Below are 14,010 nucleotides of genomic sequence, written 5' to 3'. Positions count from 1 at the left end.
GCAATCCCTTCCTTTCACGAAGCCCTTGCGGGCAATTGCAGGCAGCCTTCCTTGGCGAACAGCTCCATCGCTTGCGATAGGGTAGCGGCGGCTTGGTCGGCGTCGGCCTGATAGCGATCCATGAGCACGCGGATGATCTCCGTCTCGTCCGCCCCCGCGATCACCCCTTCGAGGATGAGCGCCAGCGGCTCGTTCAGCTTCAATATTTTTTGCGTGGCGGCTTGGAAGACGATCGGCACCTCCTTGTGGAAGAACAGGAAGACCGTCTCGGCTGCCGCCGTTCTCGCTCCCGCCCCCGTTTGCGCCGATCGCGGATACAAGTGCGTGCAGGTCGGCAAGGAGATGCGCACGTCCTTCACGTCCATTCCGCTGAGCGCCTGCGCATACTTGCGCAAGCCTTTGAACAGCTGCACCATCTGCATGTACCGGTGAAGCATCGCGTGCTTCCGGCGGATGTCGCAGTACTGCTGGCGGTTCATATAGTCCGGCAGGAAGGTGCATTTGGAGCACGTATCCTTGATCGGGCACGTTCCGCATCCCCGCAGCAGCTGCTCTTCGTCCGACATGACCGCCGCCTGCGTCAGCAAGCTGTCCAGCGAGTCGTGCATATCGCCGATCGCGGCGCAGCCGCGGCAGCTCGATAGCTGCCCTCCGCCGTCCACGAACAAGCGCGGCAGCTGTTTCGCTTTGCATTGATAGGCGCCCGACCAGCGGCAGCTGTCGACCAGATAGGACTGGACCTCGTAGCCGTGCCGGAAGATCCCTTCGCGGCTGAAGGCGTCGACATCGCGGAGAAAGGCGGCAAGGTCCTCTTCCGACCGGATATCGAGCAGCTGGAATTGCACGTCTTCGGCGTTCGGATCAAGCTCGGCCGCTTGACCGTAGCTCATGTGCCGCAGGTCGATCGGCTCCAGATGGAGAAAATCGTTCATTTGCAGCCGCGTGCGATGCTCATCGATCCGCGTAACCTGGTGAGCGTTGGAAAGGTAGTAGTCCGATCGGTCGGCCGCGTCGGCCAGCCGGTTGAATACCGGATTCGCCTGCTTCCAGACGCCGTCTTGGTCGTAGTAGATCGCATCCGGCTGGCATTCCGCTGTGGAGGTATCGACGTTAATTGTATAGTTAAAATCCCCGTTTACTTGGATATTTTCGAAGATCATGGCGCTGTTGACGCCCGTGTAGTCGCCCAGACGATGAATGTCTCGTTCGTCCCACTCGCCGTCCGTATACCCGATATGCTTCACCCCGCCGCCTACGACCTGGTGGGGATAGTTGCCTGTCATGTAGGCCAGATAGCCGTTCATGAGCGCGGCCTCCGGCGCTTTGCGGTAATGATCGCGCAGCACATCGCGTATGGCTTCCGGCAGCTGGATCATGAACGGCCGATCGCTTGCGCCGCCAAGCTGTGCTTGTTCCATCGGCTCCGCGTCAAGCTCCGTCCGGATGGCCGCGGCTTCGATCAGCCCTTCCCCGATCCAGATCCGCAGCAGCTCTGCCGTCCGCTCGCTCCCCGCCGCGCCCTGCGACGTCCCGGCGGTTAGGGTGACGCTGTACGCGATTCGCTCGTCGGCCGCCTTCAGCCGCTTCATCGCCTGCGTAGCCGACTCGAGCCGCCGCGCATCGATTTCGCTCGCGATCGGAACCAGAAGCTCGAAGGCGCTGACGCCCGCTTCGGCTAGCCGCCGCGCATAGTCCGGCTCCCACTGCCCAAGCGGCACCGCCGCCCGGTAAGCCGCCCGATGCTTGCAGGCTTGCATCGCGTCCGCCGCCGCTTCGACCTGCTCCGTATCGGTCAGGAGCTCGAAGCCCTCCATCGTCAGCAGCGGATGCACCTGCTTCGACGCGTGCGCCGCCAGCTCGATATCCCGCTTCAGCCGCTCCGCCGAATGGGTTCGAATGCCGCCCGCCGCTTGCCGGGGATCGCCCTGGCTGTCCGCGCATCTGACGCTCAGCACCGGCAGCTGTCTGCTGGTAGCGGCCTCCTCCCATGCGCTTGGCATGTCGTCCAGCGCTGCGCCAGGCGCCGCATCCGCAGGGGCTTCGCCGAATTCGACGCCTTCCTCGTCTGCGCTGCCGTGCAGACCGCTCTCGCGGCAAGCGAGGCCCTCCACGTCCGGCCACTGCTCGAAGTCCGTGTTCAACAGCGTATGAAGCGTCGCTTCCGGTTCCCATTTGACGCAGCCGTCCGCTTCCGTGATCCGCAGCACCGCCTCGCTCAGCTTGGCGGCGACCCCGCCGAACCATACGATCCGAGTCCGGTCGTCCAGCTGCTTGAGAATCGCCGTCAGCCGCTTGCACAGCCGATAGCTGGCCGGCGTGACGTAGAAGGCGATCAGCTCGTTGCCGAGCGAGATCAAGTCCTCCGCCGTATCATAGATGCTCGACAGGTTCGCTTCGATATATTGCGTGACCGGCGTCCCATGCTTCTTGAACAGCGCCCGCACATACCGGCAATCCAGATTGTCGCTGGCCGCGAACAACCGCGCCCCTTGCTGCTCGAAGTGCACGAGCGTGACGCCGTTGCCAAATGATAGTCCGAACATCTTCCCTCTCCCCTTCCCCGTGGTTCGATTTGCCTTCCCTATTGAAGCGGCCGCCTGCGTTTATGTCTGCTCGCTGCCCGTTCGCGCTTCGCGCCGCGTTCGTTTGCTTCTCGTTCGTTCCCCGCTTGCTTCTCGTTCATTTCTCGTTGCCGTGTTCCTCTTGAATTCATAATAAGCGATATTTTCCAGTTTTACACCGAAAACGACCCTGCGCTTTCCCACAAACAAATTGCGGAGTACCGCCACCCAAACACCGCAACCATGCGGGTTTACGGGATTTCGCGGCCATTGCGGGGACCGCAAGCGGACCGCATGGGCGTCCGTTGCGGGTAATGCGGAGTTTCCAGCTGAAGATGCGGGGTAGATCGGCGCAGCCAGCTGTGCGCGATGAACGCGAGCTGCATGCAAAAAGCCACAACCTTAAGGTTGTGGCTGATAAGCGTTCACTGCGCTTCTTCATGCTCGTTCGCAGCCAGGCGTTACTTGCTGCGGGCTTTGATCATATACCGCCTCTAACCCCAGCTGCCTCATTCATCCTGCTCGGCAGGAGTAACCTCCCCATTCCATTGCGCAAACTGCAAGCCCAGCTCATACGCCCGCTTCAACAGTGCCTCGATCTTGTTCGGATCAGCATCCAGGGTATCATACAAAATCTCCAGCTTGGAATTCGCGATACCCGCGTAATTCGCCATGCCCACGTTAAGCTGATTCGCAAGCATCTGGTCGTAGTTCCTTTTCTGGAAATGTTCGAGTGAAGCGGCTGCAAGGCCGAGCCACAATACCCGCTCGTGATGGAGCTTGCCGGAGCCATAAGCATACCCATTGTTCCATACGCGATCGATATACCCTTTCAACATCGCCGGCAAGTTGTACCACCAGATCGGGAAAATATAGGCCAGCGCGTCGTGCTGCTTCATGCGCGCGATCTCCGCCTCCACTTCAGCCGAATACGTCTTGGGGGTACCGGACCAATCCGGCTCGTCGGCTTCCCGCAGGACAGGGTCGAATCCGCTTCGATGCAAATCGAGCACCTCGGCTTCGTGTCCGGCGGCTTGAAGACCTTGGACGAACCGTTCCGCAACCGCAAACGTTAACGAGTTCGTTCTCGGATGGCTGACTACAATCAGGACCTTCATCTTCTTCTCCCTGCTTTCTTCTTGGTTTTGCGTGAGCCTCACGCTGACGCTAATGCTCAGGACAGGTCAAACATCCGCACGCCGAACTGCTCAAATCGCGCGATCGCCGCGTCGACCGGCACCAGCGTGTCCGGAGAATGGATGCCGCCCGCCGCGGCCGGGTGGCCGTCCCAACCGAGAATACGCTCGATCGCGACCAATACGCCGAGAGCCGTCAGGTGCGCTTGGCCCCGCGGATCGGAGACGACCGTGTGCCGCTTGGCGGGCTGGCCCGTGTGCAGCACGCCTTCGATTTCGATATAGAGATCTTGGGATGCCTGGCCTCCGGCACGAGTTCCGATGGATTCGCCCGCGATGAAATCGAACCGCACATTGGGCGCTCCCGTGGCAGCCGCTAAGTCCGGCACATCGAGCAGCCCCATCGGGAGGCCCTCCAACGCACTTCCGTCGGCCAGCGCGACCGTTCTCGGATGTCGGCTCGCTTCGACCCAAGCCCATTGGCCGCCATTCCGAATGAGCGCCCGGCCGATGAAGCTCTCCGCATCGCCAACCGTCATCGGCCCCATCTGTTCGCGGTCATCATACAGTCCGGCCAATGCGATCGCATCGATCTGCTTGAAGGCTTCCGCGGTCTTCAGCGCCACGAGCGTCATCACCCCGGATTGGGAATGACCGAGCGGGACGATCGCGCGCTTGGGCGGCGCCTTCGCGGCGGCGAAGAATAACGGAGCCAGCTCGTCGGCAAGCTTGGTTATGCCGATGTGGGCAATGCCTTGCCGCAGGGCAAGCTCGATCAAGCGGTCGGCCGGATCCTGCAAGGCGGAGACGATCAGGTCGATGGCTCCCCATTCGTCGAAGCGATCGATATTCTCCACGTCCAAGTAAGCGGTCCGGGCGTTCCCGAGCTGCCGCGCAAGCGCGGCGCCTCGCTCCGGATGTCGTCCTGCCAGGACGATCTCCGCCTCTTGATTCATTGCGCGAACATGCCGGGCGATCGCGCTGCCGACAATGCCATATCCGCCGGCGATGAGCAGTCGTTGCGTCATTCGTCGTCCCCCCATGAATGCAAGATGCGTCTGGTATAGGATAATTATGTTCCATATAATGACACTAGGGAAGAAGGCACTTTATTGTGCGATAAGCACCGAATGGTGACATAGGCACCGAATGGTGCCTGGGTTTGGGCTGCGATTTTCGACGTCGACAGGAGGAGAGTTCATGGAGGCAAGACCGAAGAACGCCTACAATATTCCGGCAGAAGCTACGCTTGACGTCCTTGGCGGAAAGTGGAAGACGCTCATCCTCTGCCATCTGTACTACGGACCGAAACGAACGAATGAGCTGAAGAAAGCGATGCCCGGCATTACGCAAAAAATGCTGACCCAGCAGCTTCGGGAAATGGAAGACGATGGCCTCATTTTAAGAACGGTCTACAATGAAGTACCGCCGAAGGTCGTCTATGAAATGACCGACATCGGGGAGTCGCTGAAAGGCATCTTGGATCAGCTGTGCGAGTGGGGAGAGAAATATCTGCAGGGGCAATTTCATCGAACCTAGTCGGAGTCTGGCGAACATCGCGCCATCCGCCATGAAGATGGAGAACAAGAACAAACCCGGCCGTATACGGTCGGGTTTGTCGTGGTTGGGCGGCAGCTTGCCCGTTCGGCGGTCACGGTGCTGCCCCGCCCCCGCCTCACCTCGGAGCAGCGCCGCGGCCGCGTGATCGCGTAACGGGATGGGCCTTCAGATAGAGATAGAACCATCCTGTAATGGACTGCATCACCAAGAAGACGATGATATTGTAGACAAGCGTATAGCCATGCTGATAGTGCGTCATACGCATCTGCTCGGAGACCCATTGAACGGCCACGCTTAACAGCGTCCAGCCCATAATGTACGCCATTAACGTGGTTCGCCGGATCTTCAACGCCTCATAAAAGTAAATAAAGAAGTACCCGAAGGGAGCGAACATGAAATAGACCAGCAGATCGGTCAATTCATACTGGTTGGAGTCGTTCACCCGATAGAAATCCAATAATCCCCCGCCAATCGTAAAGTCGAATAGCGTGGACCCGGCGAATCCCCACACCAGGCCGAGGATCATCAGACTCGTCGGGATGATTTTGGGCAGCAGCCACACCGCGATGTACACCGCCGCCAACATCGACAGCACATACCACTCATTCCGGTCGAAATGTTCCCACAGCATCATCGCCCTTCACCTCGCATAGACAACTTTTCGATACAGCCTCAGCAGCGTATAGATCACGACCTGCATGAGGATAATTTGAATGCCATCGTAGATCAGGCTCCACTTCTCGTAACGGAGAATGCCAAAGTAGAGGAGCAGCCCTTTCAAGGCAAGGGCGACCCCGAATGCGGAGCCGATCGCGATCAGCAGCCGCGGGAGCCTTCTCGCCTTAAAAACCGCATTCATCAGAATCACGTAGATGAGCGGAACCAAGATGGTGCGATAGATCATAAAGGTGACGTACGGCAGGGCGTCTCTCGAGATTTCGATGTAGCGAAGCTCCTCGGCCACGATCCAGGTAAAGTTAATCCCGATGATGAGTTGGGTCAAACAGACAAACGCATTTTCGCGTATCGTAAGGCTCTTATCCATCGCGTAAATAACAAATATCGCGATCCAAGCAGCAGCGAAGATAGCTACGAATCCCACGAGCCGATGCCTCCAAGAAAACAGGTTGTTATCAGTCTCTCCAGCTACGATCGATCTAAACACCTGTATTGCAGCCGGCGGCCCGTACCGGAGTCTCGCGATTCCTTCAACGCCAAAACCCCAGTCCGCATGCGAACCGGGTTCTCGTGCATAGGTGTCAGTATCCGCCCTAACCTCTCTTCTTGAATCGTCTTAGCAGGTCTACGGCGCTGCCGTATACGGCGTATTTGTTCAATAAGAAGTAGAGCGCGACGGAGAGACCGATCCCGAGCGACAGGCCTGCCAGAACGTCGGTCGGGTAATGCTTGCCCGTCCATATGCGCGAGAACGAGACGATCGCCGCGAATCCGAGGTACGGGAGTCCGATTTTTCGGGAGAACAAGCAGAACATCATCGCAATGGCAAAGGCCGCCGCGGCGTGATCGCTTGGGAAGGAATTGCTTTCAATATGAGGCAGCAGCAAATTCACGTCATGGGCCACGAAAGGGCGGTCTCTGTAGTAAAAATGAGCGATCCCCCGACTGCACAGGACGGTCACACCAACGCCAATCACCCCATAGAACGCCATCTTGCGATGAACCGCGAACATGAGGACCAGACTAAAAAAGAAAAAATAATCGCCCAGATCGGCCGCGTGGACGAGTACCTTCCCGATAACGCTTTCATTATTCGCGCCGTCATTAATCCATTTGAAGAGTCGATAGTCCCAGTCCAACGTATTCCCCCTTGCGTGCCCGACATGTCGGTTGGTAACGACGGACAAGCGGAAATCGATACGCTTACGCCCCTAGTGTATGGCGCCGTCCCCCGAAAAAGAACGGGTTGCAAGCCAGGCAGTTCGACCCGTATCCGCAAGCGAGCGCAAAAAATCCACACCCCCGCGCGGGTGTGGATGTTCATGCTCAAGGCGTTACTCCGCCGCTTTGGCTTTTTGCTGATTCCTTCTGAACTGCTTCACTTGCGTATCCGACGACATCAGAATAGGCAGGCTTCGCTCGCTGCTCACCATAGTCGATTTACATTGCGAGCATACGGGAACTTCTTTGAACGAGAAATTGTCTCGCATCCAGCCCTTGCAGCCTTCATTCGTACAGGACCAGATCATCGTCAATTCTTCCGGCAAATTTTCCAGCGGTTTATTCCACGCACACATTGGACCTTCCCCCTTTAAAATGAATCAAATCTGGCGAGAACCTATACATGCTTGTATTGAAATAAAATCCCCAAACCATAAAGTTCGGGGATTCATTCAGAAAGAGATTTACAGTTTTACGACGTTCTCCGCTTGCTGGCCGCGGTTACCTTGAACAATGTTGAACTCGACGCGTTGGCCTTCATCCAACGATTTGAAGCCGTCGCCGGCAATCGCGCTGAAATGCACGAATACGTCGTCGCCGCCTTCAACCTCGATAAAACCAAAGCCTTTTTCCGCGTTAAACCATTTTACAGTTCCTGTTTGCATAGAAACACCTCCATAATTTACATGACCTTCTTATTCGGTTACAAATAAAAAATTCACATATTGCACAAGGTTAAAGAACGCAATCAAAACGTTAACCCTCTGCGATATGTGAATCCAGGTCAAAATTCCAATAAACTAATCTTAACACATCTACGCCTCAATAGCAATTCATGCAGCCTCAGTATGGGCTGGTTGTTACTTCCAGCCCATACCCGGCCCTGTGCGGCCGGGTGTCTTCGAGACTCACATCGGCTGCTGTGCTATTCGATCCCCTTCTTCACGATGTCGTCGATTTCGCTCTTTCGGAGCAGGTAGCGATGGACGCTTCTCATGATCGGGACTTTGGTTAGATGATGTTTATCCACGAATACTTTCATTTGGTCTTTGGACAAACCAAGAAGTACGCCCGCCTCGGTAACCGTTAAGACTTCTTCCATGCTCGTTGCGTTAAACGTCCTTTTTACTTTCTGATTCCAGTCTTCAAAACGGTGCATATACGCTTCCTCTCTCGTTCCTGATCGATCGGATTCCTTTATTATAGCATGGTTTCCCTGTCGGTTCTTGAACTGCTGCGGCGTCATCCCATATAACTCGGTACACAGCCCGCCTCATAGTGTTCCTCCGCTGAAAAGGAAAACTCCCACATTTTCGTAATCATCGTTTACCACGAGGATACCGACATCTCTAGTACGGACGAAAAAAATGGATCGGCCAAAAGGAGACTGTGGAATGAAACTTTCCGTAGGGACCAAGCTGTATTTAGGATTCGGATTTCTCTTACTCGTATTGCTTATCTACGTGATTAACAGCATGAACCGAATGGATGATATGGCAAATAAGCAGCAGGACATTGTGAATATCTCGATGCCTAGCTTGGATCGAGCCAATGACATTCATTCTTATTTCGAACAAATCATCGTGCTCGACTATAATTTTTTGATTGAAGATTCGCCTAGCGATAAAGAAAAGATTGTTGAAGAACTGAACCATGCTTTCGGACAACTTGAGCAAAATATGAATGATTATGAGAAGAACATCATTTCGGAGGAGTCACGCCAAAATTTTGGCGAGTTTAAAACCACACTGGATGCATTTAAGAACAATCGCACTTCGTTAATCAAGTATAGCCCCAACGTTTCTTTACAAAACGGTGCCGGTGAATATGCAGCTCAAATCTCCCAAATCATGAACGAAAATGAAGCTCTTGCCCATAAAATCGAGGGAATTCTAGCGAAATTAGTAGCAGAAGAACGAACAAGCATTCAAAAAATGGCCGAAGATGGTCGTGCCTACTACCAATCTGTTAAGAAAGAGACCACGATTAAGTTTATTATCGTTTTGGTAATTAGTCTGCTGGTCGCGATCTACATTGTCCGCGGAATCAACAGACCGCTTCGTGCGATTTCAGAACGTGTCCGACATGTAGCGGCAGGCAATTTAGTTGTGGAGCCCATACATGTGAAAAGTAAGGATGAAATAGCCGAACTCGCGTCTGCGTTTAATGCAATGACGGACAACCTGCGTACAGTGGTGTCTGAAATCCGGAAAACCGCCATCGAATTGGCTGCCAATTCGAATGAAACCTCTGCTTCTAGCCAAGAGACAGCAGAGGCTGTTGAACATGTTACCATCCAGATGCAAGGCGTGGCTGAAGAGACCCATAAAGGTAATGAACTTGTCATCGAATCGGCCCAAGTGATGCTGCAGTTGTCTTCCTTAATTCAAATCTCGAAGTCAAAAGCAAACTCAGCGGCTAAAAATTCCTATCTCACACGAGAAATTGCACTGGCAGGCAGAGAACGAGTGTCTGAAACGATTAATAGTATTCGTAACATTCAACTGAAAACCGCTGAAATCAAGCCGGGCATGGAAACCTTGTATCATTTTTCGAAAGAGATCAGCCAAATTTCCCATACGATCAAGCTAATTTCGGAGCAAACGAATATGCTTGCGTTGAATGCAGCAATTGAAGCGGCAAGGGCTGGCGAGAATGGTCGCGGATTCCTGGTTGTCGCGGGTGAAGTAAGAAAGTTAGCCGAGCAAACCGCCAATGAAGCGAACGGTGTTGGCGGGCTGGTGTCGAAAATATTAACCAGCATTGAAACGGTGATGACGTCCATTGAAGAAAGCCATATCGAAATCGAAAAAGGCGTTGCTACGGTACAACTTTCGGATGCCTCGCTTGAACATATTCTGAGCGCGATTGAGCGAACGGTAAGCGACAATAAAGGGATCGAGAACGTCACCGAAGACGAAGTGGCGAGTTCCGATAAAATTGTGGCGATCATCGAAAGTTTTGGTATTGCGATGGACAGTATCGCAAGCAAAACGGAACTGATTGCCGCGTCCTCCGAAGAAATGCTAGCCGCAATGGAGACTATCTCCAGTACGAGCATGGATACGCTGACCGTCGCGGAGTCCTTGGAAGCCCAGGTCAAAAAATTCAATGTATAACGTATTCAACGTATAGCGTATGGATTGAGCGCTATATAGAATGGAGAATCAGATGGAGACCTTACAAGAAGAGCCGAAGTCTGCATTGGAGGAATATCTAGAAATTTTAGATTCCGTTTCAGAAGCGATTATTCATATTGATTGGGACGGAACGATTAAATTTCTGAATAAAGCGTGGGAGGTTCATACCGGTTACTCGATTAAAGAGTGCATCGGGATCCCTTTTATTCACTTTATTCATCCTGCGGATCATGCGGAAATTCTCAAGTCACTGTATACGTTACACGCGTCCACTGAACATCAAACTAACTTTGAAATTCGTTTTTTAGATAAAGATTTCAAGCTTCGTTGGGCCAAACTTACTTTGTGTAAAAAAGTGTATAGTAACGGGGCGCTTTCAGGTTTTATCGCGACGATGCTCGATCGGACCGAGCAAAAAATGATTGAGATGGAAAAAACGAACGATCTCTATATGGCTCGCAGAGTCCAGCTCAGCATTCTGCCCCCTCCTCATGAGGATGAGCGGATGTCCATAATCGCGTATCACAAACCATCTGAAATCCTATCCGGCGATATGTACTGCTGGTTTAAGATGGATGAACATACGTATGGGATTATGCTGATTGATGTGATGGGACACGGTGTGTCATCCTCATTGATTTGTATGTCGGTGGGAGCGGCTATGCGAGATTTGGTTGCGCGGCAATTGAACGTCGTCGATACGATGCAAGAATTGAACAGACATATGGTCGAATTTTATCACACGAGCGATGATGACGCGATCAATCATTATTTTACAGCCATTTATGCATTGGTTAACACGGAGAATCAAACGGTCGAGTATGTGAATGCAGGTCATAATCCTGGATTTTGGATGGACGAAACCGGTTTGCGATTGCTTGATTCCACGACTTGTCCGATTGGTCTTTTTACGGACATCCCGATTGAAAAGAAAAGTTTCTCCTATGAAGGTCATGCCATTATGGGGCTGTGCACAGATGGTTTCTACGACGCGATGGCGGAAGATTGCGAAGAGGCTGAAGAACAGATGCTCGCTTATTTGCAGCGCCCCGGTATGAATCGCAATGGGAAGGTCATTAAACAGACCGTTGCGAACTTAATCGACAACTGCAAAGACAATCGTGACGATATAACCGTCGTGATCGTTGAGCTTCCCGACTAAAAAAGGAGCCTTATACCGATCTGCGTTTCCACTAGCCAACACATTTTATTTCCTGGAAAAAAATCAAAATGATCAGACTTCATGTTTTGATTTTGAAATGGAAAGGATTATTGAGATGCCCGCACAAGAACTGCATCATTCGACTTTTAACAATACCGATGACTTAACGTGTGTGCGTGAATCACTGAGTAAGCTGGCACGCGATCTATTCGATGATCTTGGTGGGCTTGTTGAAATTGCGCTGAGTGAAGCACTGCAGAACGCTGTTAATTACGGAGACAGGAACACGATTGTAACGGTTAGAGCAGCATTAGTCAATCATCGTCGATTAGTGGTACGAATCAAGAGTATTGGACCAGGCTTCGATGCGGAGGCGTATTTACAGAAGGCTAATCGGTTTGAATGGGTAGAGGAAGAATTCAAGGAATCTGGCAGAGGCCTCATGATCATTTGCAGTGTTTTTGATCGTGTGCGATTCAACAAAAAAGGGACGGATTTTCTCCTGATCAAAGCAATACCGAATGCTAAAAAAATAGTTCATACCGCGGTCAAAAATTCGGAGTAGAGAGGTGTAGATCGTGATGGAAATGAGTTTACAAGGAGATCAACTGACCATTCACCTACAAGGGAAAATTTATGTGGAACAAGCGACCACACTGCGCGAAGCTGTATTTGAACACTTAAATGGTCCCTGTAATTCGGTTATCATCGATTTTAAACATGTCGATTTCATCGATAGTTCAGGATTGGGCGTAGTCGTTGCGATTCATAAACGTCTCGTTAGTAAACATGGACGATTAACGAATAAAAATATTCATGGCAGTGTAAAAAAACTGTTCGAAATGACCCGTCTTGATAAGGTGCTCAACATTGAATAGAGACGAGAAATACAGCAAACCACAACCGCAGGCGGTTGTGGTTTTTGGTTTCGCTAGCGGTTCTTGAACTCCTGCGGCGTCATCCCATAGTGGGATTTGAACAGCTTAATAAAATACTGCGGCTTCTGATAGCCGACCTCGTGCGCGACTTGAATGATCTTCCAGTCCGTGTCCTTCAACAATTCCACCGCGCGCTCCATCCGCAGGCGAAGCACGTAGTTCGAGAAATTCTCGCCGGTCTCCTGTTTGAATAAGTTGGACACGTAGACGGGATGGAGATGAACATGATCGGCGACCGCCTGCAGCGTAATGTCTTTGACGTTCTTTTGGATATAGCGGCGAATCCGCTCCATCAAGTCGGATCGGATATTATTCGAGCGGCTGTCGCTGTACGCCTTGATTTGGACGAAGCTTGCGAACGCCCATTCCTTCAGCGGATCGATGCTCCAGCTGGCGTCCAGCTTCAGCATTTTCTCGATATCGCGTCCGAACACCTCGAAGATCCGCTTGCCTTTCTTGTGCAAATAGTAGGAGTACGCCTGCAGCAGGGTCACGCAGATCTCGATCCCGTATTCGCGGGCCCCGCCGCCCGTCCGCTCCAGCTCCTCGAAGATGCGGGCCAGCTTGTTCTCGAATGCCGTCCACTGCTCGATGTCGATCAGCTCCATGAACGTCTGGGAACGATACAGCTCCGCGAGCGGCTGGATGTCCGGCGCTTCTTTCTGCTGCGTCACGTGGAAGAAGCTCTCCGTCTGGTAGCCGATATAGTCGGTATAGACCGATAGCGCGGAGCGGTACATGGACTGGACATCCCTTGGGAAACCGCCCCAATTGCTCAAGACGATGGACACCTTCGATTTGAGATACAATTTGATTTGATGCTGGGAGCGCCGGGCCAGGTCTTCGATGGCCTCGGAGCCGCCGCCGTCCAAGGCCGCCGCCGGTTTGGGCTGCGCCACGAAAATCAAATAATCATGCGAATCCTTGCAAGCCATGACATTGAACTTCTCCGAGAATACTTCTTCGACGATGTTGAACATCGCGTATTCGATCAGCGAGAGACTATAGAGGTCCGTACTCGAAAAGTCCTCCTCCACGCGCATGCACAAGAGGAGCGCGTCCCGCTCCGTATCGAACGGAAGCCCATAGTGCTGCAGCGTCTCCCTCAAATCGGCCAGGGGGTAGTTTTTGCCGGACAGCAGCTCCGACAAGAACAGTTCTCTCAGTTTGGGCAAGCTCTCCCGGAACCGATAAGCGAATTTCTGCTGATTCAGCAGCTCGTTGCCTTCTTCCGTAATCCGGTCGATGATGTGGCGAAGGGTCTGCTCCAGCTCCTCGTTCGCCACCGGCTTCAGCAAATAATCGCATACTTGCTGCTGGAGCGCCTCCTTCGCGTATTGGAACTCGTCATAGCCGGTTATAATCACCGCCTTCGTGTTCTTCCACTTCTCGTTGATGCGGGCGATCAACTCGAGCCCGGTCATGCCGTTCATCTGGATATCCGTCACCACGATATCGACGGAGCGGTACTGGAGCAGCTCCAGCGCTTCCTCGCCGGAGTACGCCTTATACACCTGGGTGATCCCCATCTCCGCCCACGGCAGACTGATCGCCAGACTGTCGACCAAATGCGTGTGATCGTCCACGATCAGAACTTCGTACATCCTTCCCCCT

General features: G+C 53.1%; 15 protein-coding genes. 5 read left to right on the top strand and 10 right to left on the bottom strand.

The window, feature by feature from the left end; genetic code table 11:
* Positions 1-14: 14 nt before the first annotated feature.
* The 3 genes from ACFSKT_RS31370 to ACFSKT_RS31360 form a co-directional block, all read right to left on the bottom strand.
* Positions 15-2,543, bottom strand: a complete 2,529-nt coding sequence (locus ACFSKT_RS31370; protein WP_377717053.1) for a hypothetical protein — start codon at positions 2,541-2,543, stop codon at positions 15-17.
* 527 nt (positions 2,544-3,070) lie between these two features.
* Positions 3,071-3,679, bottom strand: coding sequence for an NAD(P)H oxidoreductase (locus ACFSKT_RS31365; RefSeq protein WP_377717052.1), 609 nt, complete (start codon positions 3,677-3,679; stop codon positions 3,071-3,073).
* A 56-nt stretch (positions 3,680-3,735) separates the two neighbouring features.
* Positions 3,736-4,725 carry a Rossmann-fold NAD(P)-binding domain-containing protein gene (locus ACFSKT_RS31360; protein ID WP_377717050.1) on the bottom strand — a complete coding sequence of 330 codons (990 nt, stop codon included), beginning with the start codon at positions 4,723-4,725 and terminating at the stop codon, positions 3,736-3,738.
* Between the two features lie 172 nt (positions 4,726-4,897).
* Here ACFSKT_RS31360 and ACFSKT_RS31355 point away from each other — a divergent pair, with 172 nt between their 5' ends.
* Positions 4,898-5,236: a winged helix-turn-helix transcriptional regulator gene (locus ACFSKT_RS31355; RefSeq protein ID WP_377717049.1), complete on the top strand. Its 339-nt coding sequence runs from the start codon at positions 4,898-4,900 to the stop codon at positions 5,234-5,236.
* 136 nt (positions 5,237-5,372) lie between these two features.
* Here the strand turns inward: ACFSKT_RS31355 and ACFSKT_RS31350 are convergent, their stop codons facing one another.
* From ACFSKT_RS31350 to ACFSKT_RS31325, 6 genes are all read right to left on the bottom strand, one after another.
* Positions 5,373-5,891: a hypothetical protein gene (locus tag ACFSKT_RS31350; RefSeq protein WP_377717048.1), complete on the bottom strand. Its 519-nt coding sequence runs from the start codon at positions 5,889-5,891 to the stop codon at positions 5,373-5,375.
* A gap of 6 nt (positions 5,892-5,897) precedes the next feature.
* Positions 5,898-6,359 carry a hypothetical protein gene (locus ACFSKT_RS31345; RefSeq protein ID WP_377717047.1) on the bottom strand — a complete coding sequence of 154 codons (462 nt, stop codon included), beginning with the start codon at positions 6,357-6,359 and terminating at the stop codon, positions 5,898-5,900.
* Between the two features lie 169 nt (positions 6,360-6,528).
* Positions 6,529-7,074, bottom strand: a complete 546-nt coding sequence (locus ACFSKT_RS31340) for a phosphatase PAP2 family protein (RefSeq protein ID WP_377717046.1) — start codon at positions 7,072-7,074, stop codon at positions 6,529-6,531.
* 195 nt (positions 7,075-7,269) lie between these two features.
* Entirely contained in the window at positions 7,270-7,512 is a 243-nt protein-coding gene (locus ACFSKT_RS31335) for a cold-shock protein (RefSeq protein ID WP_377717045.1), read from the bottom strand.
* 108 nt (positions 7,513-7,620) lie between these two features.
* Positions 7,621-7,821, bottom strand: a complete 201-nt coding sequence (gene cspD / locus ACFSKT_RS31330; RefSeq protein ID WP_377717044.1) for a cold-shock protein CspD — start codon at positions 7,819-7,821, stop codon at positions 7,621-7,623.
* Positions 7,822-8,081: 260 nt separating this feature from the next.
* Entirely contained in the window at positions 8,082-8,315 is a 234-nt protein-coding gene (locus tag ACFSKT_RS31325; RefSeq protein WP_377717043.1) for a DNA-binding protein, read from the bottom strand.
* A 235-nt stretch (positions 8,316-8,550) separates the two neighbouring features.
* On the opposite strand from ACFSKT_RS31325, the gene ACFSKT_RS31320 reads away from it, so the two are divergent.
* The 4 genes from ACFSKT_RS31320 (at position 8,551) to ACFSKT_RS31305 (ending at position 12,336) form a co-directional block, all read left to right on the top strand.
* The gene (locus ACFSKT_RS31320) at positions 8,551-10,275 is read left to right on the top strand and encodes a HAMP domain-containing methyl-accepting chemotaxis protein (protein WP_377717042.1); all 1,725 of its coding nucleotides are present in this window, start codon (positions 8,551-8,553) and stop codon (positions 10,273-10,275) included.
* A gap of 52 nt (positions 10,276-10,327) precedes the next feature.
* Entirely contained in the window at positions 10,328-11,458 is a 1,131-nt protein-coding gene (locus ACFSKT_RS31315; RefSeq protein ID WP_377717041.1) for a SpoIIE family protein phosphatase, read from the top strand.
* A 115-nt stretch (positions 11,459-11,573) separates the two neighbouring features.
* A complete protein-coding gene (locus ACFSKT_RS31310) occupies positions 11,574-12,023 on the top strand; it encodes an ATP-binding protein (RefSeq protein WP_377717040.1) in 450 nt (149 codons plus the stop codon).
* A 16-nt stretch (positions 12,024-12,039) separates the two neighbouring features.
* Positions 12,040-12,336, top strand: coding sequence for an STAS domain-containing protein (locus tag ACFSKT_RS31305; protein WP_377717169.1), 297 nt, complete (start codon positions 12,040-12,042; stop codon positions 12,334-12,336).
* Between the two features lie 53 nt (positions 12,337-12,389).
* On the opposite strand, the gene ACFSKT_RS31300 is transcribed toward ACFSKT_RS31305, so the two are convergent.
* Positions 12,390-14,000, bottom strand: a complete 1,611-nt coding sequence (locus ACFSKT_RS31300; protein ID WP_377717039.1) for a response regulator transcription factor — start codon at positions 13,998-14,000, stop codon at positions 12,390-12,392.
* Positions 14,001-14,010: the final 10 nt, after the last annotated feature.

Source organism: Paenibacillus xanthanilyticus, from assembly GCF_042682185.1.
GTDB lineage: Bacteria > Bacillota > Bacilli > Paenibacillales > Paenibacillaceae > Paenibacillus_Z > Paenibacillus_Z xanthanilyticus.
The sequence above is the reverse complement of the archived record's forward strand: the minus strand, read 5'-3'. Positions and strand labels throughout refer to the sequence as shown.

Coding starts and splice junctions, on each gene's coding strand:
- ACFSKT_RS31320 (WP_377717042.1), top strand. CDS start 8,551: ATGAAACTTTCCGTAGGGACCAAGCTGTATTTAGGATTCGGATTTCTC.
- ACFSKT_RS31335 (WP_377717045.1), bottom strand. CDS start 7,512: ATGTGTGCGTGGAATAAACCGCTGGAAAATTTGCCGGAAGAATTGACG.
- cspD (WP_377717044.1), bottom strand. CDS start 7,821: ATGCAAACAGGAACTGTAAAATGGTTTAACGCGGAAAAAGGCTTTGGT.
- ACFSKT_RS31325 (WP_377717043.1), bottom strand. CDS start 8,315: ATGCACCGTTTTGAAGACTGGAATCAGAAAGTAAAAAGGACGTTTAAC.
- ACFSKT_RS31300 (WP_377717039.1), bottom strand. CDS start 14,000: ATGTACGAAGTTCTGATCGTGGACGATCACACGCATTTGGTCGACAGT.
- ACFSKT_RS31310 (WP_377717040.1), top strand. CDS start 11,574: ATGCCCGCACAAGAACTGCATCATTCGACTTTTAACAATACCGATGAC.
- ACFSKT_RS31370 (WP_377717053.1), bottom strand. CDS start 2,543: ATGTTCGGACTATCATTTGGCAACGGCGTCACGCTCGTGCACTTCGAG.
- ACFSKT_RS31350 (WP_377717048.1), bottom strand. CDS start 5,891: ATGATGCTGTGGGAACATTTCGACCGGAATGAGTGGTATGTGCTGTCG.
- ACFSKT_RS31315 (WP_377717041.1), top strand. CDS start 10,328: ATGGAGACCTTACAAGAAGAGCCGAAGTCTGCATTGGAGGAATATCTA.
- ACFSKT_RS31365 (WP_377717052.1), bottom strand. CDS start 3,679: ATGAAGGTCCTGATTGTAGTCAGCCATCCGAGAACGAACTCGTTAACG.
- ACFSKT_RS31305 (WP_377717169.1), top strand. CDS start 12,040: ATGGAAATGAGTTTACAAGGAGATCAACTGACCATTCACCTACAAGGG.
- ACFSKT_RS31355 (WP_377717049.1), top strand. CDS start 4,898: ATGGAGGCAAGACCGAAGAACGCCTACAATATTCCGGCAGAAGCTACG.
- ACFSKT_RS31360 (WP_377717050.1), bottom strand. CDS start 4,725: ATGACGCAACGACTGCTCATCGCCGGCGGATATGGCATTGTCGGCAGC.